The following is an 18,296-nucleotide window of genomic DNA, read 5'->3' as shown; positions in this document are numbered from 1 at the left end:
GTGCATCGAGATCTCCAGGGCGCCAGAAGTTCCTGAGCCTTCCATGACCACTGCGCCGGATCCCTCACCCTCGACATCGACTTGTTTCCCGGAGGCCCACGGTGAGTTCCAATCAGCTCCGCATTGGTACCTACAACATTCATGAAGCGGACGGTGACCTCGCCGAGCGCCAGATCGAGATGCTTGCCGCCCACGACCTCGACATCCTGAGCATCCAGGAATGCGGTGGCACCGGCTGGCTGGACAGCACCGACCCCGAGGTGTGGGAGGGCGCCGGACCCGTCCTAGACCGCTACGCCCGCGGCCTGAGTATGGAGGGCGTAGCAGCCCGCAGCCGCGCCGACCACCGCCATACCGCACTCCTGTGGCGCCGGGACCGCATCCGCCACCGCTCCACCAACGACTACTCCCGCATCGCACATCGCACATTCGCCCAGCACCGCCTGGACGTCGACGGAGTCGGCGACGTCAACGTGATGGCCGTGCACGCCCACCACGCCAACGGCGAAGTGCGCTACAGCGAGGCCAAGCACATGGCACGGCTCGCTGCCGGGCCCGGGCGGGCCGTACTGGCCGGCGACTTCAACTCGGTGCACGGCCGCCCCAGCGGCGCACGGTGGGCGCACCTCGCCGAGCCAGACCTGGAGCCGGACATCGACCGGCTACCCGACTACATGCTCGCCTCACAAGCCCTGTTCGACGCGGCCGGCGACCCCATCCTCGACGAGGAAGGGCGCCCCATCTTCGACCGGCGGCCCAGCAAGGTCCTCCAGGTCGGCGGGTTCATCGACGTGGCCGCCGACCTGCTCCCGCCACAGAACCGGCAGCAGACCGGTGCGTTCCTGAACGACGACGCGCCCCGGCGCCTGGATCGCGTCTACACCTACGGACTGGCCCCGGTCGCCTTCGAAACGGCCGAGGACGCCAAGGCCCAGCTGTCAGACCACTACCTGGTCATCGCCACCGTCACCGTGCCGTGACACCCCTTACAGCCAACTGCAGGCAGAACATTGGAGCGTTGATATCCGCAGGTTCACGCGACTCAACCGACCGTGGTTCGCTCCTGACCTGTCTCGGAAGTCAAGCGCATGTGGATCAGGACAGGCGGCGTCCAAGCCAGTGTCGGGCCCTATGGGCTCTGGTCCTGGGAAGCCAGCTGGGAGATCCACTGCGCTTCTTGGGCACGGTCCAGCTCGTCTTTCAAGAATCAGTGAGCCTGGGCGCGGTTCTCGAGACAGATCAGACGCTTAGTCCTTCAAGGCGAGCCCGCGCAGGTACATACCCAGGGTCTGGACAAGCTGTTCCGCCGCGGCGGTCTGCTGCTCGACCGGCTCGGGTACGTGGGCCAGATCCCAGTAGTCCAGGTCGGCCGGCTCATCACGCTCGGCAGCCCACAGCCGCTCGATCTCTTCGGCGCTCTCGCGAAGGGCAGCGAAGACGCCGGCGCAGGTGTCGAAGACCATGCCGAGCGGGGTGATGAAGCCGCCGTGGTCGCGAGGGAGAAGATTGGAGACGGCATGGAGGGTGGTGGCCAGGTCGGTTAGGCGGTGAGCCCGCTGGAGCCAAGTGGGGTGATCAGGGTTGGCGGGGGTAGGCGGATAGTCATACATCGGAGCGGAGTTGAGGCCAACCCGAGCAGCGACATCGAGCTCGATGGGCCCGACTTGCCAGCGGCTGCCCCGCCGCGCTTGGTCGGCCTTTTCGATGGCGCTGTGGGCGAGGTCGACCGCGGTGGGCCAGTCCCCGCGCACCCAGCCGGAAGTCGCCCGCAGCTCACGCACTCGATATCCGAGACGTCGCTGCGGCCTGGTGGAGTGGCAGGTCGCGAGGTCCACGGCGGCGTGCTCGAGCAGGATCTCTTTAAGGCGGCTTTCCCAGCCGACAACCACCTTCGGCGGTAGATGCGCAGCAAGCTCGGGCAGTGGATCGCGAAACAGGTCAGCCGCTCCTGATGGAGTGCAGTACCGCACTCCATCAGCCATGATCACCTCGTCCAGCAGGACACCGTGTTCCCACGCCGTACGCCACAGCACCAACCCCAGCAGCTTACGGTCAGCGACCCACTCGCCTTCGGCCTCGGGATGCTGCGCCAGGTGGTTGATCATGGCCTGCGCATCGAGTCCAAGGCCGTGCTCGAGCCGCCACTCGTACACCAGCGACGCCTGCTTCACCGCACGGGCCCAGGAGCCGCAGCCGTACATGCTGATGTGCCGACCCTCCCAAGCTGCTTCGTTCATACAGGCACCGTATCCTTCACTCCTTCAACGAGGGCAGCGGCGAGCGGCCCACGATCTCGGCCAACCGGAATGCCGCGAACGCAGCTCGCTCTGCGGCACGGGCTACTCATGGCAGAACGTCCGTCGACCCCCGACACCCAGCGGAGCCACCCAACCGTGCGCTCGGGTGCGCCTAGGATCGCGGCATGGACAGCGAGCAGGTGGTGCGTCAGTGGGAGGCGGCCCGGGCCAAGGCCGCGGAGCTGCGCGGGCTCTCCTGGAACGAACGTGATTGTCTGGGGCTGATTTACTACCTGATCTGCTCGAATGGCCAATCAGAAGCGAGCCACGTCTCACTGCGGGCAGTACGGTACCGGCTGTGCGACCTGCAAAGACTTCGGCAGGACTTGTCAGAGCTCCTTCCCGGCCCAGGAACCAATGAGCTGTGGTCCGTTGAGAAAGGACGTGCCGAGCTCGCGCGCACGCGGCTGTCCGAAGTCGAAGAGGATTACGGCGACTTCACGGGACCGCCGCCCGTGGCGGGAAGGATCTGGAGGCTCTGGAACGCCCTGCAAGGTCCCCACGGCGAGCTTCTGGAAGATTACCTTCCCTCGGAGATGCTCCACGAAGGCGTCTATGGACGCTATCGGCCGACCGGCACAACCGTGTTCGAGCATGCAGCGCGTAGACTGGTCCGGCACATCGACATGCTCCTGTTGCCGGCCAGCGGAGCCCTGCAACTGGGATCGCGTCTTGAGGTCACCGGCGGCACGCACGCAGGCCGGACCGGCAATGTAAACGCCGTGACGTGGGGCACCGACGACGTGGAACGCATCTGCACCGCGACACCCGTGTCCTTTCAAGTCAGGTTCGACGACGACACGGGCACGCTCGCCGACATTCCGTCCGCTGAAGTGGAGACGCTACCTAACTGGGATAAGCAATTCGTGATCGTCTACGCGGGCGAGCGATTCCCCAGCGAGTGGAGCGCAGCGGTGTTGCTGGCCTCTTCCGGCTCCACGACCACGTGGCATGACGAGGCGGTGCAACGGCTGCAGCAAGGTTGGAGAGGCGTTGGACGCCTCGCGGTCCTCATCCCCGAACGTCGAGATGGCACGCCACTGCCCGTCGAGCAGACCCAGTGGGTCGAGAAGGCGGTCGCCTGGGCTGACGAGATCCTGATCGTGGCGCCAGCGGAGACCCATTCGCCGGTCGTGCTCACTCCTTCTGTCTCTGCGAACGCCCGGGATCAAGGCGGACGCGTGATCATCATCAATCCGGAGGCGGACGCGACCGTCGGGGCCACCGCAGTCGGGGTGCAGCTCCACGGGATCTCAGCAGTTCCTACGGTTGCCGCGGCAGTTGACTCGGCCTTGACGCGGATCGGCATCGGGCACGCTCGTACCGGTGGCCAGCGGGAGGTGCCGCTACTGGTGGCCGCCTCTCCCGCGTTCTACGAGTGGTCAAGAGAACTGCGAGAGGAAGGGAAGTCCGTGGTCGGTGCTCAGGTCGAGTGGACCCACGGTGAGGACACCCGAGGCCGGGCTATGTGGTGGGCGCTGCGCGCACGGATCCGCCACGCCGATCAGAAGATCACGGAGGAATTCGTCGTCGCCCATACCAGTCTCGTCAGCATGGTCGCGTACGTCCCCCGGACCCCGTGGACGAATTCGGAAGTCATCCTCGTTCCCACCGGCACCAACCATTCCGCCAGGACGGGATCTGCCTACCAGCCAAAGCGACGATCTTTGCGGCTGCCGACGGCAGTCCGCGCCACGACCGACAAGGACAGGGCGCGCAGCAAGGCGGCCATGTCCAGCGAACTCGGTGTACTCGTCGACACCGACCGCCTGCGCTCGTTCGATGCCCGCAGCGATAGCCCACTCCTGGAAACTTCACATGGTCTTGCACACATGGTGCTCACCAAGGAAGAGGTTGACGAAGTCCGCAAGCGAGCGAAGACAGGTCCAGCCGGAGGTCCGGAAGTGCACCGTGTCGCGGACTTGATGGCCGATCCCGTATGCGACTGGGCAACCCTGGGCCTGATCACCCGTGCTGTTCTGCCTACCTGGCCGCCCCGGTCCGGCGACTTCACCCCCGACCGACACGAGTGACGCCGTCATCTTGGCGACCGGTGCTGATGTTGGCAAAGCGCCGTCCACGGATCGGCGGCCGTCAGTATTCCGTGTCCCCTGTCACTGCGGCCGTCATGGTGGACTCCACCGCCCACAGGTACGACCAGGCCGGCTGCAACTCGTCCCACAGAGAGCGCGGATTGTGTTCCTCCTCCCAATGGGCTGCCTGCCAATACCGAAGGTTGGCCTCGCCCTCTTCAGGAGAGATGTTCAGCCGCTTGGCCTCGTAGGCGATATCGTCGGCGGTCGGCGCAGGCAAGGTGGCGTCGCGCCAGTTCGCCAGCAGCCGCTCCGCGTGCGGCAGCAGCGGCTGCGCCCCGCAGACGTAATGCTCGACCAACTCGATCATGGGCGAGCCATCAAGCCGATACCTCCACGCTGGCAGCAGCTCGTCCCGCAGCGCCTCGACGGACCGGGCCAGCACGGCGAGCTCATCCGTGTGCAGACGGTCCCCCCGTTTCAGCCCTCTCGGGAAGTCAGGCTGCGGCTCCTCCGCGATCGTCTTGAGGTGTCGGAAGAAGGCGCTGCCGAGCTTGACTTCCTCGGCGGTGGGCAGCCACTGCATGCGGTTCAGCGATCGCGCGATCTCGCTCAGCCGGTCCGGCGTCGTGGTCATGATGAACACAGTAACCGTGCCTGGCCAGGCCGCCGTCCGGCAGGACAGGTCCCTCTGAGCTGCGGCGCACCATCGCGATCACGCCGGACGGTTATGGCACGTGCTGGCCGACGCCTGCTGCGGTGTCAACGCCTGCTGCGCCTCCAGTGAAACCGCTGTCGACCCCGCCCTGACCGTCACCGAGGCCAAGACGGCATCGCGCTGCGGCTGCCAGGGCTGAGCCCACGTGAGCAGGGCCCTCGCCCAGGGGCCCTACTCACGTACGAATACCGCGGCCTTGGGATACGTGTCTGGTACCAGCTATCTGAGCGGAGTTGCACCCGATGCCCCGGTCCCACTCCAAGTAGTCGTGCAGGTCCCGTAGGGCCGACACCGGCCAGTACACCGCCCGCTGCAAGATCACGTTGGCGATCGCGGGCAGCAGCATCGGACACGCCTTCGTAATGCCTGACCTGGGCGGCGGCAGCCGGTATTCACATCAAGGTGCCCTGCTCGTACTGATCGGCCATAGGAGCCAGCTCGCGCACCTCGTCGCCAGTCATCTCTTTCCACCAAGCGGCAAAGATCCGCCGATGGCACCACTGGGCCGGGTCGGACAGGTCCTCGAAGCAGAGCAGGACCAGCCTGTGGTCCTGCTCCGCTTCCGCGATCCCCCGAAGGAGCTCCGCTACCCGCTCGGCACCGAGGCGGTTGAGGTCTGCCCTGTATGCCGCCGTGAACTCCGGAAGTCCTTTGGAAAAGTAGTCTCGACGCGGCGCCAGCTCCCTCACCGCGTACTTGAGGGAATAGGGGAGCTTGAAGCGGGGGGCGCCCAGCGTGATGCGTACCGCAACGCCTTGCGGCGGTTGGTATGCCTGATAGCGGTTGGTGAACAGGGTTAGCATGCAGCCGTTTCCTTTCATGCTGCCCAGCGATCTGGCCTACCCGTCGGCGCCGCCGTCGGTGGCCCGGATTCCTTCGGTGCTACCCGCTCGGGCCGGAGCAGCCCTGAGCGGCGCCGGGCCCGCACCGAGTGCCCTGCGGGTCCGGCTCGGTATGGCCCGGCCTGACTGGTGACCCAGCCAGACCAGCCAAGGCGCCTGCTGTCAGGGGTACTTATAGGTCGTGGGAGACGCCAGGTGCACGACGACGTCGAAGGCAACCCGTTCGCCCCCGATTCCAGTCGCTACCCGGAGGACCCGATTGGTCTCGTTGGAGTACGAGGAGGCCGTAGTCTCCTCGATGTCGACGACCAGCCCTGAAGCCGGTCCCGCTACGGGCCCACTCGCCTTCGCCAGCAGGTATGAGAGATGGCCAACGAGTTGACGGATTCGGAGGTCATCCGATTTCAACCCCCAGTCCACATACTCTGACCTGATGTGACCAATTTCCACGGATTTCAGTTCCATTTTTCCCACCATCCCCTAACCCTTATCTTCAAGACACGAACCGGTTTTCATGCTTTTATCTTAATTGAATCCAGAAACCCAGTAAACATTCCGCCGGAATTAATTCCACGGAATTCCGATGATGCAAATTAGGCGCCTCAGCCCGCCCGAGCTCGCCTCGCCATGGGAGCCGGACGCGCAGAGGGCGCGGCCAGGAACCCAGGCCGCGCCCTCTGCGCAGAGGAAAGAGGGGAGAGGGAACCCGGACCCCATGCCCGGGCCCCACTACCTCACTTCCCCGCTGTAGCCTCCGGCTTCTTAGCCGCATCGACCTTGGGCTCGGGCTTCTTGCGAGCGGGGGCCTTGCGCGCCGGGCTCTTGGCAGCGATTCCGGCCGCCGTACCAGTCCGAGTGCGCGGCGCCGCCGGCTTGGCCGCCGCCTTCTTCACGACCGGCTTCCCTTCACCCTCAGCCTTGGCCGCCGCCCCCTCGGGCTTCGCCTCCCCCTTCTCCTTGGCCGCTTCCTGCTGGACCTCGGCCACCGCCTTGTTGAACTGCTCCCCCATGGCACGCTGGACGCCCTGTGCCTTGCTGAGCAGGTTGCGGACCAGCTGCACCTGGCTGTAGATCCTCCCAATCAGCTTGATGTGCCGGTTGAGGTCGTCGCCGAGGATGACCGCGAGGTCTTCCGGCTTCTTCTCCGCCAGTTCCTCCAGCAGAGGAAGCAGGACCTCCTCCACCTTCCCCAGCCCGTCCTTGGTCTTGGCTTTGGCCTTCTTACGCTGCTCCTGCTCCTCGGCGGACGGCGGCTCCTCGTTGGTGAGGGAGGTTTGGTTCTCCATCAGCTTCAAGGCGTTGGCGAAGTGCTGCGCCTCAGCCTCGGAGTCGAACTCGCCCCGTACGTACTTCATTGCGGCGACCATCTGATTGCCGGGGGTGAGCTGAGCGATATGCCAGGCCAGGTTGTTCTTGATCTGCCCCTTGTCGACCATCTCGGCGACCTCGGGGCGCAGCGTGAGCAGGCCCAGCCGCCACTTGATGTGGGTCTCGGTCTTGCCGAACTGCTTGGCGATCTTCACCGGGACCCACCCTGCGGCCCGGAGGTCGGCGTAAGCACCGGCCTCCTCCATGATGGTCATGTCCTCGCGGCCGACGTTCTCGGCGATGCTGAGGACGTACGCCCGCTCCTCGCTGGCGTCCTTGATGATCTTGGCCGGGATGGCCTCCATCTCGGCCGCCTTACAAGCCCGCCACCGGCGCTCGCCCGCGATCAGCATGTAGGGGGCTTCGCCACCCTCGATCGGGCGGACGACGACCGGCTGGAGGAGGCCATTCTCTTCGATGCTGCACTTCAATTCGTTGTGCTTAGCGTCGTCGAAGAACTTCCGGGGCTGATCCGGGTTGGGGGCGATCTGGTCAATACGGAGGTCAGCGAACAATTTCCCGCACCTTCACACTCAGGGGAACCCATTATTTGGGTTTTTCGTTTTGTTCTTACACTTATATCTTAATCGCAAAAGCCGCTAATTCAAGTGGGAATTCTTTTTAATTTCGCGAATTCCTTTTTGGATTCGAAAAGCAGGCAAGTGCACACCCTCGACGGGGGCCCGGCCCCACGAACCACAAGGGGCAAGCAGAGCCAAACGAATCCGGGCGCCAATCAAAGGGCCCGCCGCGACTTCACATCGCGACGGGCCCACTCCCACCCACTCCAACGGCCACTCCGCCGCAGCCAGCTCCCCACGAGCAGGGCGCGGGGGGTCGGCCACCCGCAGGGAGCGGAGCAGGGACGCCGCTTGGTGCGGCGTAGCCAGGCCGGGATCCCTGCATCCGTCGCTCCCAACCTGGCGGCGCCATGAACGTACAACACTCTTTCAAGAATGTCATCTATCTTGGAAGCGTAGGGCGCGCCGCCCCCCAACTCAGTCGTGGGCATCAGGCGGTTCCGTCGAAGACTCCGAGCCTCCACGCATCACCGCTTGGCACTCCAGCACCCTGCGGGCCTCCTCGCGAGCCATCGACTCCGACCCTCCACCCTCAAGCACCTGAGCAGGGCGTTCAGCCAAGTCGGCAACGCGCTGCTCATCTAACTCGGACATTGCAGTTCCCCTCACTCGCAACAGTCAACACGCTCACCCCCCGACACCGAGGCACCCTCGAGGCACCCAGCCAACCACAGGGATGTAATCGATCTTCCTGCCGCGCGGGAGCGCAACCTCGACGCCCCAACACACCCCCTCCCCTCTCAAAACCTCCACATCTCAACATCCCCTTCCTGTGACTTGCCCAAATTTTGACCACTATTGCCCATAGACCGTCAGCCTCGTCCGACGGCCGCGAACCCGCAGGCACGCCCCAACCGTCCACCAGATTGGGCTTGTTGACGCTTCATCAGGATGCATTAAGATGCGACGACGATGCATCATGCTGCACCGAGAGGAGGTGCCAGGTGAGCGACGCTCCATCACCCAAGGAGTTGGCAGGGCGGACTCGCGACCAACGAATCGAGCAGGCCAAGTCGGCTATAGCCAAGCGCCTGCGCCACGTCCGTCAACATCACCCTGAGGGCCCCTTCACCCTCGCCGCGCTCGCGGAACGGGCCGGTGTCTCAAAGCGCACGCTGGCCCAGGCGGAATCAGCCCAAGGCTCCAACCTGACAATCGAAACCCTCGTTAAGGTGGCCTCCGCCTTGGGCATCACACGCGATGCTTACTTCCTCGACGAGCAAGTATTCCACGAAGTCAATACTGAACTGGAAACTTTGAAGGAGCTACGCGAGCAGAAGGTCGAAAGCGTCGCCTTGCGAACTTCAACCCCAACCTCCACGCTGCCACCTGGTTCGCTTGAGAAACTAACTGGCCTACTCAAGGGTATCCTCGATTCTGCGACACGAGCCCAGGACACGCTGCAGGAACTTCCACCCGATTCACCCGGCCCATTAGACGAGAACGCCAGTTAGCGTCGTGATGGTGATGCGTTGGCGACGTAGGGAAACCGGCCAGAATATCAAGGGGCTTCGGCACCGTTGCGAGGAACGGGTACGGGCCATTGGCCTTCCCGACGATCGCCCCCTGACTGTTCATGATGTTTGCGAATGCCTCGGTCAGTTGTACAGCCGACCCATTCACGTCGTTTTGCTGACACTCCCCGTCGGTAGTCCTGACGGCCTCTTGGTGTCAGCTGATGACCGGGACTTCATCGTCGTCGAGGAGCGTCTTGCTCCCATTCATCAGCACCAGGTCATGCTCCATGAACTAGGGCACTTCATTTGTGATCATGAGGCCATGCCGGTGATGACTCCCGAGGCGTCGAGATTGCTACTGCCTTCACTCGACCCAGAACTCGTGCACCGCGTTCTCGGGCGCGACCATTCTCATTCAGAGGCCGAACAGGAAGCGGAGTATGTTGGCTCCATCATCGGCAGGCAGATCAGCACCTGGACCACCCAGCGCACCTTAGAAGTTCCGCCAGAGGCCCAGGAACTTGTGACACGGCTGGCTGTGTTAGAAAAACACCCCCCACACTCAAGGTAGTAATGAACAACATCCTTTACCCCTTATGCGCGTGCGTTGCATTTCTGGGGTTCATCTATAAGCTCAGGGTTCTGCGAACCAATCATTCGCCTGCCCAAATCGCCCTGATCGGCAACTTCTTCTTTCAGGCCGCAACATTTACGGTCTCTTCCCCACCTGTGTGGGTAGCAATCAGCCGCAACGTAGGTATCGTCAACTTTTCAGGGCTACTCTCGCAGAGTACCGTGATCCTCTTGACTGCGTGTCAGCAGCTTGTGCTGCTGCACCTCACTCACGAGCGGCGCGTGGCATGGAGAAAAGCCAAGCCGCGACTGATAGCCCTCTGCCTCATTCTTGCGGCAATGGTGACGCTATTCTCCATGGCCACCAGCTCCCACGAAAATCCGAATGACTTCGCAGTATCCAAGGCGCAGTACTATCCCGCATACCTCAGCGTCTACTTGGTCGGCTACACGGTCAATCAAGTGGACGTCGGCCTAATGGGTTGGCGCTTCGCCAAGGTGGCACCGTCACCGTGGCTTCGACGAGGATTCATCGTGGTCGCTATATCGATGCCGCTCTCAATGGTTTACGCCGGTTGCCGGGCGGCGGACATCATTGCTGGCCAGTTCGGTGTCAGTGGGCACTCCTGGGAACCAGTCGCCCAAGTCTCGGTTGCCGTGGCGTCAATCGTTCTTGCCATCGGGTGGACCTTGCCGGACTGGGGCCGTCATCTCAGTACAGTCTGGGAGTGGGCCAATTGTCACTGGGCTTACCGCCAACTCTCGCCCTTCCACGCCAAGGTGACATCTCAAGCCGCCGACGTCGTCCTTGATCCTGGACCTACCGACATTCGCACACGTCTCTACCGTCTCGTGGTGGAACTCCGTGATGCCCAGTGGGCACTGCGCACTTGGATGAGCCCATCTGTCGCTGAGGAGGTTCGACAGAAGGCCGTAGCCGCTGGGCTACGGGGCGATGAACTCGCCGCCACCGTCGAGGCAGCTCGACTCGCAGCCGCGCTACAAGCCAAGACTCGGGGCATACGACCAGCCGAACACTCGAACTCCCCGCTTGAAGCCGAACCACAAGACCTCGCCGCCGAACTCACATTCCAGCGCAAGGTCGCCCGTGCCTTCACCGCATCACCCATTGTTTCGGCAGTCCTGATGCTCACCCCTGGCAGCCATCCTTCTCAGGAGCACGCGTGACACGTCTCTCTTGCGGCCAGAAGCTTCCCCAGCCCTTCGACAGCACGTTCCTCGCCGACCCCTATCCGGGGTACGCACAACTGCGTGAGACGGGCGCTGCGCACCGAGTCGCCCTACCAGATGGATCGCCGATCTGGTTCGTTCCCCGGGAAGTCGATGTGCGTGACTGGCTCACGGACGTGCGTCTGTCGGTGAACAAGGCCCATTCCGGCATCGGATACAAGGGCTTCTCGCTTCCGCCGGCCTTGGACGCCAACCTCCTCAACGTCGCCCCTGACGATCACCTGCGCCTACGTCGCCTTGTCTCCAAGGCCTTCACACCGCGCTATATCGAGGACCTTCGCGGCAACGTGCAGGCCGCTGCTGACCGCCTCGCCGACGACCTCGCCGAGCAAGGCACCGGGGACCTCGTGGCTACCTTCGCTCTTCCGCTGCCGCTCATGGTCATTGGGGACATGTTCGCGGTACCCAAAACCGATCGCCATGCCTTCGCCAGCTGGGTGAACACCATGCTCATCCCAGAGACCCCGCACCAGGTCACAGAGGCCGTGGACAACATCCATGGCTTTCTCGTCGACCTCGTCGCTACCCGGCGGGCGGCTCCCGGCGCGGACATGCTCTCGACGCTCATCGCGGCCCGTGATGAAGGCGATCGACTCACCGAGGACGAGCTTGTCTCACTGGCCTTCCTCATCCTCATGGCCGGTAGCGAGAACATCCAGCACCTCATCACCGCCGGCATGGTCACCTTGCTACAGCACCCCGAGCAACTCGTTGAGCTACGTGCAGACCCCAGCCTCCTTCCCTCCGCCGTCGAAGAACTACTGCGCTACGCGCACCCCAACTTGATGGCCATCCGCCGCTTCCCCACCGAGGCCATCGAGATCGGTGGCACAAGAATCCCACCAGGCGACACCGTGATGTTCTGCCTCGCCTCCGCCAACCGCGACCCAGAGCGTTACGTCTCCCCGGACCGATTCGACATCTATCGAGCGGACAAGACCCACCTGGCCCTGGGGCACGGAGTTCACTACTGCCTCGGGGCTCCATTAGCTCGCATAGAACTACAGATTGCCTTCGGCACTCTGCTGCGGCGCTTCCCCGATCTGGCTCTCACGATTCCGGCTTCACAACTCGAGTGGCGCTCCTCGTTCCGCTCGCGTGCTCTCAAGGCACTCCCTGTCGCCACAGGTGCGGACATGCAGCGGCTCAGAGCAAGTTGACCCAGGACCTACTTCGCTGGGAGGTTCCACTTCCGCCACGTAAAGGAAACCCGGTCGGCATCGACGGTGCGCGACCCCCGCGATGCGGCCGGGTACACCGCCACTTGCTCAAGCATGAGCGCCAAAAGACCTCTCTTCGATGCGAGGGGTGCGTGCTTCCACCACCGGACGAGGTCTGGAATGTCACCAACCGGTACGTTCTCAACTTGCTCAAAGAACCGTGCTTGAGCGGCCTTCTCCCGAATCTGCTTGGTCAGTTCCTGGTCGGCAGCCTTGAACGCACTCAAGGAGAGGTCCGGCGAAGCAGCGTAGCTTGTGCCCAGTTCCTTCTGCCGCGCCTTGTCATTCTCGACCTGCTGGCGGAGTTCGGCAGCCTTCGCCAGTATCTTTTCACGCGCCTGTCCAATCAGGGCGCTGACTTCCGGCTTGGCCAGCTCCGCCAGGACGTGCTCGGCTACATAAGTCTCGAACAAGTCTGCATTAATGCGGACCTTTCCGCATCCGCCAGGGTGTTGCGCTGTGCTCGGTGAGCAGCGATACCCACGGTTTCCGCTGTTTGAGGGAGACGCGGTAAACGGACCAGCGCACAGACCGCAGACCGAGAGAGTCGCCGGCATCAGGTACTCGCGCTGGTCGGCCCGGCTCACGTCAGGGTTGTTCGAAGGGCGAAGGGCGCGGATGGCCTTGAGCTCCTCGGGAGAGATGATCCGCGGCCCGCCGGTGTCCACGAGGTTGCCGTCCTCGTCCTCGGTGAGGCCAGCGATAGCTGGGTTGTCAAGCAGGCCCGCAAGAGTCGCCGGCCGCCACTTTCCTCCCCGAGTCGTCAGGTGTCCCTCGGCGTTCATCCAGTCAGTGATCGCGGGATAGCTCTGTTGTTCGAGGCGGCGGCTGGCAGCCTGCCGAACCACGGCTGCCTCTGGCTCACGCACCCGCCGGTGCGCCATGTCCTCGAACCCGTACAGCCGTGGCATCCCGTGATCTCCTTGCCCTTCTGTCCGACCCCCTTACAAGCCCAAGCTTAATCCAAGGTAGGTCACACTGTTGTAAGGCGAACGAATCACCTCAAGCCCAAACAACAGTCACAACTACACGCTCACTCCTCGCGCTGCCGCACGCCAAGGACCTTCCAAAGCTCCGCCGTCGGCACTCGCACGGTAGCGCCCAGAGGCAAGGTCCGAACTGGAAACTGCCCAGATCGGATCAGCTCATACGCCTTGTCGCGGCCGATCCCGAGCGCCCGCCCGGCGGTTGTCACGTTCACTGTGGCAGGGAGGGCAAGCAGCTCTTCCAGACTCATCGCCCCGGCTGTGGCGCGTTCGGCGGCTTCCTGAGCAGTCATTTCGTTGGTCGCCTTCTCCCCCGCGCCAACTTGGAAGTGACTTTACAACAGTGTCCGACAGCCCCGGCAAGATGAAGAACGATCTTGTCAGACACGTACGGATGCGTACGCACTCACCGGCTGGCCGGGAGCCAGCCGACAGCAGGGGGTCGGATGTTCTCGCCGAGCTACTACCGGCGATGCCAGTGCAAGGGGCCACTCAAGGACAAGGAGGGCAACCCCGTCCTCGACGCCGACGGCGCACCGAAGATCGGGGACATCGGGCTCACATGTCCGAAGCTAGGAAAGGGCCACGGCACCTGGTACTTCTACTTCGAGGCAGAACCCGCCGAGGGTGGCAAACGCGCGCGTGTCCGCCGTGGTGGCTTCGCCAAGCTGGACGATGCCAAGAAGAAGGCCAAGGAGCTGTACGACGCCGCCATGGCCGGTACCGACGTACTGTCCGATGAGACGTGCGGCGACTTTTTCCTCCGGTGGATCAAGGCGAAGAAGTCCCTCGCCCGCACCACCCGCCACGGCTATGAGGAGCACATCAACAACTACCTCGTCCCTCACCTCGGCCACATCAAGCGCCGTGACCTCAAGTTCCGCCACCTCGATCGCATGTATGACGCGATCGAGAAGGAGAACGCCGAAAGGATTCTCCACCGTCTCCGCGTCGATCAGCTCCAAAAGGACCGCGACGAGGCACATCGGGCCTGGGTGAAGGTCTCTGGCAAGAAGGAGGAGCGCCGCGCCGCCCGCCGAGCGTTCCTCGACGCGAACGCGGCACTGCGGGAGGGCAAGAAAGGGCTACGGAAGGTCACCTCCGCCGCCACCATGCACCGCATCAACGACACCCTCAGGTCGGCGCTGTCCTGGGGGATCAAGCGGGAGCAGGCGTTCGCCAAGAACTGGGCACAGCTCGTGGAGCTGCCACCGGTCACCCGGCCGAAGCCGCTCGTCTGGACGCCCGAGCGCATCCAGCACTGGAAGCGCACTGGCCAGAAGCCCGGCCCCGTCATGGTCTGGACACCGGAGCTGACCGGCGAGTTCCTGGACTTCGTCAAGGGCGACTGGCTCTACGAGCTGTGGCACAGCTTCATCTTCCTCGGCCCCCGCCGCGGCGAGATGGCCGCACTGCCCTGGACAGAAGTCAGCACCGACGCCCTCTGGCTGCGGATCTCCCAGCAGATCGTGGAGGTCGCCTACCAGCTGTACGGCGAAGCACCGAAGGCCGACAGCATTCGCACCCTGTCCCTGAGCCTGGAGTCCGCCGACAACCTGGTCAGCTTCCGCGCAAAGCAGGAACAGAAGCGCCAGGAGTGGGGGGACGCCTACGTCGACACCGGCCGCGTATGGACGCACGAGAACGGCGAGGCGCTGCACCCCGACTGGATCTCCCGACGCTTCACCCGCCTCGTGGAGCTGTCCGGCCTGCCGCCGGTCCGCCTCCACGACCTGCGTCACCTCGCGGCCACCCTGTCCCTGCTCGCTGGTAACGACATCAAGGTCGTCCAGGAGAAGCTGGGGCACTCCTCGCGCCAGATCACCTCCGACACCTACACCAGCGTGCTGCCCGAGATGATGCGGGCCGAGGCCGAATCGGTCATGGCCGTCGTCCCCCGCGACGTCCCCTTCAAGGTGCGCACCCCGCTGGTGATCCCCGAGGCCGCGTGGCAAGGCGACATCGCCGTCTTCTTCGCCCACGGCGTGCGGCAATCAGGTGACAAGTGGGCCGTTGGAGCGCAGCCCCAACCGGACTCGGATCTCCTCGGCATGATCACCCTGGCCGGCCGGGGCCAGGACGACGCCGCCAACGCCGCCGTGAAGTGGATACGCGACCACTGCGCCGCGAACGACCTGGAGCTGGTCCGGGTCGAGAACTTCAACGACCGGTACCCGGAAGAGCAGCGAGCCGGCTTCTCGCTCACACGCTTCACGATCGCCCGTTCCGAGTCTCCAGACCTGGACGGCTGGGAGCTACCGACGGGTCTGCCGCCCTCAGTATCCCGGACCACCCGCCGGGCACCGAGCAGGCGCCGGAAGGCGGCCTGAGGGCCCCTCTGTCCCCTGAGCCGGCCCCTTGTCCCCTGTGTGTCCCCTGGATCTTGGTCTGAACGATTGAAGGGGGGTCGGCGCTTCGGAGCGGCGACCCCCGTCTCTGCGTTTCCGCAGGTAAAACGGCTTCTGCCCGCGTAGTGTCCGGTGGGGCGGGTGGGACTCGAACCCACGGCCGACGGATTATGAGTCCGCTGCTCTAACCGGCTGAGCTACCGCCCCGTAACGGCGCGTCGCGCGCATCTGCGTGCGCCGTCTGCCGCAGCATAGCCGCTCATACGATCTGTTGCTTCGGGGGGCCGGGGATGGGTACCCCCATGCCCGCGTACCGGGGCCCACGACGGGCCGGGGGCCGGAGCGGCCGGGAGGGGGATCGAAACGGGGCGGGAAATGAAAAAGGACCCCGTGGGGTCCTCTCCCGCTGCTCCCCCGACTGGACTCGAACCAGTAACCCTCCGGTTAACAGCCGAATGCTCTGCCAATTGAGCTACAGGGGACCGAGCTCCCCCGACTGGACTCGAACCAGTAACCTGCCGGTTAACAGCCGGCTGCTCTGCCAATTGAGCTACAGGGGATTGCTCCGTGTGCACCGACCGCGACCCCATCCGGGGCTCCCGGACGGCGTGCGCTCGCTGCGACACATACATTAGCGCAAGCAGGGGGGTGCTCCGCCAATCGGTAACCTCGTGGGTGTCCACGGCGGCCGTGGGTGATCTGCGGCCGGGACGGGTAGGCGCAGGGTCCGATGCGAGGGACAACCAGAAGGGCAGGTCGATGCGGTACCGGCTGACGTTCATCACGGGGCTGGCTGTCGGATACGTACTCGGCACGCGGGCCGGCCGCGAGCGGTACGAGCAGCTGCGTACATGTGCGCAGCAGTTCGTACGGAATCCGGCGGTCAGGAACACCGCCGAGACAGCCGCGCTGGGCGGGCGGCAGGCGGCGGCCAGGGCCTTTGAGAAGACCAAGCCGCTGCGCGAGCGGATCGGGCAGCGGGAGAAGTCCGCCGGCGGGGAGGACGACTGGGGGACGAGCAACACCTAGCCCGCCGCGGTGGCATGATCTGGGTCCATGGGGATAGTCGCCGGGTTGGACAGTTCGTCCGAGAGCACACGGATCGTCGTCTGCGATACGGATACGGGAGCCGTGATCAGGCAGGGTTACGCCCCGCACCCCGCGGCCGACGCCGCGACTCCCCCAGGGGCCGCCCCCGCCTCGCCGTACGACGTGGACCCCCAGTCCTGGCTGCTGTCGCTCGGCGAGGCCGCCGGGGGCAAGCTGCTGGAGGGGGTCCAGGCCATCGGCGTATCGGCGCAGGGGCACGGGCTGCTCGCGCTGGACGCGGGCGGGGGGCTCGTACGGCCCGCCCTGGTGGGCAACGACAAGCGCGCCCAGTCCGCGGCCGCCGACCTCATCGACTCGCTCGGCGGCCGCGCCGCATGGGCACAGGCGGTCGGCGCCGTGCCGAGCGCGACGCAGGCCGTCGCCAAACTGCGGTGGCTGGCCCGCACCGAGCCGGACGCGGCGCGGCAGGTGACCGAGCTGATGCAGCCGCACGACTGGCTGGTGTGGCAGCTGCTGGGGCGGCCCGCGCGGCGCACCACCGACCGCGGCACGGCCTCCGGCACCGGCTACTGGTCCGCCGCGACCGGCTCCTGGCGCCCCGACCTCATCGAGCTGGCGCTCGGCCACCAGGTGCGGCTGCCCGAGGTGATCGGCCCCGCCGAGGCCGCGGGCCACACCCCCGAGGGGCTGCTGATCTCCGCCGGGACCGGCGAGACCATGGCGGCGGCCTTCGGCCTCGGCGTCGGCATCGGCGACGCGGTGATCTCGCTGGGCGCCTCGGGCTCCGTCTTCTCCGTCCACCACGAGGCGTTGGTCGACCCCTCCGGCACCATCACCTCGTACGCGGACGCCACCGGCATGCATCTGCCCGTCGTCCATACGCTCAACGCCGTACGGGCGCTGCGCGGCACCGCCGAGCTGCTGAGCGTCGACCTGGAAGGGCTCTCCGCGCTCGCGCTCAAGTCCACGCCCGGCTCGTACGGGCTGGTCCTGCTGCCCTACCTCGAGGGCGAGCGCACCCCGCATCTGCCGCACACCGCCGGGACGCTGACGGGGCTGCGGCGCGAGAGCATGAAGCCCGAGCACCTGGCCCGCGCCGCCTTCGAGGGCATGCTGTGCGGGCTCGCGGACGCGCTGGACGTGCTGCGCGGGCGCGGGGTCGCGGTGCGGCGTGTCTTCCTGCTGGGGCCCGCGGCGGACCTTCCCGCGGTGCGCGCCATCGCCCCCGCGCTGCTGGACGCCCAGGTCGTGGTGGTCCAGCCCGCGGACTACGCCGCGCTGGGCGCCGCCCGGCAGGCCGCCTGGGCCCTGGGCGCCGCGCACGGCACCCTCTCGCCGCACCAGCCGCCGCTGTGGCCCGCGGCCGCGAGCCAGGTCTTCGAGGCGGGCGAGGAGCTGGCAGTGGGGCAGGCGGTGCGGCAGCAGTACGTCGCGGTGCGCGAGCAGACCCACCCGGGGGCCTTCGAGGCCGGCCCGGGCGTGGGGCAGATGGGGTAGCGGTCGGCACGGGTGGGTCGGTACGGGGTATCCGGGTTGCGGTCTGTTCGGGCTGCGGTCTTTTCGGGCCGCCGC

The 18,296-nt window shown here is 65.2% G+C and carries 16 protein-coding genes and 3 tRNA genes; 9 read left to right on the top strand and 10 right to left on the bottom strand.

Annotation, left to right across the window (positions count from 1 at the left end; genetic code table 11):
* Nucleotides 1-101: 101 nt before the first annotated feature.
* A complete protein-coding gene (locus ACFV2X_RS10990) occupies nucleotides 102-980 on the top strand; it encodes an endonuclease/exonuclease/phosphatase family protein (RefSeq protein WP_385614188.1) in 879 nt (292 codons plus the stop codon).
* A gap of 267 nt (nucleotides 981-1,247) precedes the next feature.
* On the opposite strand, the gene ACFV2X_RS10985 is transcribed toward ACFV2X_RS10990, so the two are convergent.
* Nucleotides 1,248-2,237, bottom strand: a complete 990-nt coding sequence (locus ACFV2X_RS10985; protein ID WP_385614185.1) for a hypothetical protein — start codon at nucleotides 2,235-2,237, stop codon at nucleotides 1,248-1,250.
* Between the two features lie 185 nt (nucleotides 2,238-2,422).
* On the opposite strand from ACFV2X_RS10985, the gene ACFV2X_RS10980 reads away from it, so the two are divergent.
* Nucleotides 2,423-4,330, top strand: coding sequence for a hypothetical protein (locus tag ACFV2X_RS10980; RefSeq protein ID WP_385614182.1), 1,908 nt, complete (start codon nucleotides 2,423-2,425; stop codon nucleotides 4,328-4,330).
* A 61-nt stretch (nucleotides 4,331-4,391) separates the two neighbouring features.
* Here ACFV2X_RS10980 and ACFV2X_RS10975 read toward each other — a convergent pair whose 3' ends face one another.
* The 4 genes from ACFV2X_RS10975 to ACFV2X_RS10960 all read right to left on the bottom strand — a co-directional run bounded on the left by ACFV2X_RS10975 (nucleotide 4,392) and on the right by ACFV2X_RS10960 (nucleotide 7,773).
* Entirely contained in the window at nucleotides 4,392-4,967 is a 576-nt protein-coding gene (locus ACFV2X_RS10975) for a hypothetical protein (RefSeq protein ID WP_385614180.1), read from the bottom strand.
* A gap of 473 nt (nucleotides 4,968-5,440) precedes the next feature.
* Nucleotides 5,441-5,851: a DUF488 family protein gene (locus ACFV2X_RS10970; protein ID WP_319685822.1), complete on the bottom strand. Its 411-nt coding sequence runs from the start codon at nucleotides 5,849-5,851 to the stop codon at nucleotides 5,441-5,443.
* A 201-nt stretch (nucleotides 5,852-6,052) separates the two neighbouring features.
* Nucleotides 6,053-6,355, bottom strand: coding sequence for a hypothetical protein (locus ACFV2X_RS10965; protein WP_385614177.1), 303 nt, complete (start codon nucleotides 6,353-6,355; stop codon nucleotides 6,053-6,055).
* A gap of 269 nt (nucleotides 6,356-6,624) precedes the next feature.
* A complete protein-coding gene (locus ACFV2X_RS10960) occupies nucleotides 6,625-7,773 on the bottom strand; it encodes a ParB/RepB/Spo0J family partition protein (RefSeq protein WP_385614174.1) in 1,149 nt (382 codons plus the stop codon).
* 1,010 nt (nucleotides 7,774-8,783) lie between these two features.
* Between ACFV2X_RS10960 and ACFV2X_RS10955 the strand changes: the two genes are divergently transcribed.
* Genes ACFV2X_RS10955 through ACFV2X_RS10940 form a run of 4 tightly spaced genes read left to right on the top strand, consistent with a single transcriptional unit; the run spans nucleotide 8,784 to nucleotide 12,280 of the window.
* On the top strand, nucleotides 8,784-9,293 hold the full coding sequence (locus ACFV2X_RS10955) for a helix-turn-helix domain-containing protein (RefSeq protein ID WP_385614172.1): 510 nt from the start codon (nucleotides 8,784-8,786) through the stop codon (nucleotides 9,291-9,293).
* A 7-nt stretch (nucleotides 9,294-9,300) separates the two neighbouring features.
* Entirely contained in the window at nucleotides 9,301-9,867 is a 567-nt protein-coding gene (locus tag ACFV2X_RS10950; RefSeq protein ID WP_385614570.1) for an ImmA/IrrE family metallo-endopeptidase, read from the top strand.
* Between the two features lie 2 nt (nucleotides 9,868-9,869).
* Entirely contained in the window at nucleotides 9,870-11,057 is a 1,188-nt protein-coding gene (locus ACFV2X_RS10945) for an MAB_1171c family putative transporter (RefSeq protein WP_385614170.1), read from the top strand.
* Nucleotides 11,054-12,280, top strand: coding sequence for a cytochrome P450 (locus ACFV2X_RS10940; protein WP_385614168.1), 1,227 nt, complete (start codon nucleotides 11,054-11,056; stop codon nucleotides 12,278-12,280). Before ACFV2X_RS10945 ends, ACFV2X_RS10940 begins: the two co-directional genes overlap by 4 nt.
* Before the next feature lie 8 nt (nucleotides 12,281-12,288).
* Here ACFV2X_RS10940 and ACFV2X_RS10935 read toward each other — a convergent pair whose 3' ends face one another.
* Both ACFV2X_RS10935 and ACFV2X_RS10930 read right to left on the bottom strand, forming a co-directional pair.
* Nucleotides 12,289-13,251 (bottom strand): recombinase family protein, encoded by a 963-nt coding sequence (locus ACFV2X_RS10935; RefSeq protein ID WP_385614165.1) that lies wholly within the window; start codon nucleotides 13,249-13,251, stop codon nucleotides 12,289-12,291.
* A 122-nt stretch (nucleotides 13,252-13,373) separates the two neighbouring features.
* Entirely contained in the window at nucleotides 13,374-13,619 is a 246-nt protein-coding gene (locus ACFV2X_RS10930) for a DNA-binding protein (protein ID WP_385614162.1), read from the bottom strand.
* 153 nt (nucleotides 13,620-13,772) lie between these two features.
* Between ACFV2X_RS10930 and ACFV2X_RS10925 the strand changes: the two genes are divergently transcribed.
* Nucleotides 13,773-15,656: a tyrosine-type recombinase/integrase gene (locus tag ACFV2X_RS10925; RefSeq protein WP_385614159.1), complete on the top strand. Its 1,884-nt coding sequence runs from the start codon at nucleotides 13,773-13,775 to the stop codon at nucleotides 15,654-15,656.
* Nucleotides 15,657-15,807: 151 nt separating this feature from the next.
* Here the strand turns inward: ACFV2X_RS10925 and ACFV2X_RS10920 are convergent.
* The 3 genes from ACFV2X_RS10920 to ACFV2X_RS10910 form a co-directional block, all read right to left on the bottom strand.
* Nucleotides 15,808-15,881 (bottom strand) — tRNA-Ile (locus tag ACFV2X_RS10920).
* A gap of 202 nt (nucleotides 15,882-16,083) precedes the next feature.
* Nucleotides 16,084-16,156 (bottom strand) — tRNA-Asn (locus ACFV2X_RS10915).
* A 5-nt stretch (nucleotides 16,157-16,161) separates the two neighbouring features.
* Nucleotides 16,162-16,234, bottom strand: a tRNA-Asn gene (locus ACFV2X_RS10910).
* A 199-nt stretch (nucleotides 16,235-16,433) separates the two neighbouring features.
* Between ACFV2X_RS10910 and ACFV2X_RS10905 the strand changes: the two genes are divergently transcribed.
* Both ACFV2X_RS10905 and ACFV2X_RS10900 read left to right on the top strand, forming a co-directional pair.
* The gene (locus tag ACFV2X_RS10905) at nucleotides 16,434-16,703 is read left to right on the top strand and encodes a hypothetical protein (RefSeq protein ID WP_014179930.1); all 270 of its coding nucleotides are present in this window, start codon (nucleotides 16,434-16,436) and stop codon (nucleotides 16,701-16,703) included.
* A 27-nt stretch (nucleotides 16,704-16,730) separates the two neighbouring features.
* Complete coding sequence (locus ACFV2X_RS10900) at nucleotides 16,731-18,221, top strand: FGGY family carbohydrate kinase (RefSeq protein ID WP_385614156.1); 1,491 nt, start codon at nucleotides 16,731-16,733, stop codon at nucleotides 18,219-18,221.
* Nucleotides 18,222-18,296: the final 75 nt, after the last annotated feature.

This window comes from Streptomyces sp. NPDC059679, from assembly GCF_042734105.1.
Lineage (GTDB): Bacteria > Actinomycetota > Actinomycetes > Streptomycetales > Streptomycetaceae > Streptomyces.
Note: the sequence above shows the minus strand (reverse complement) of the source record. Positions and strands in the feature narration are given on the sequence as shown.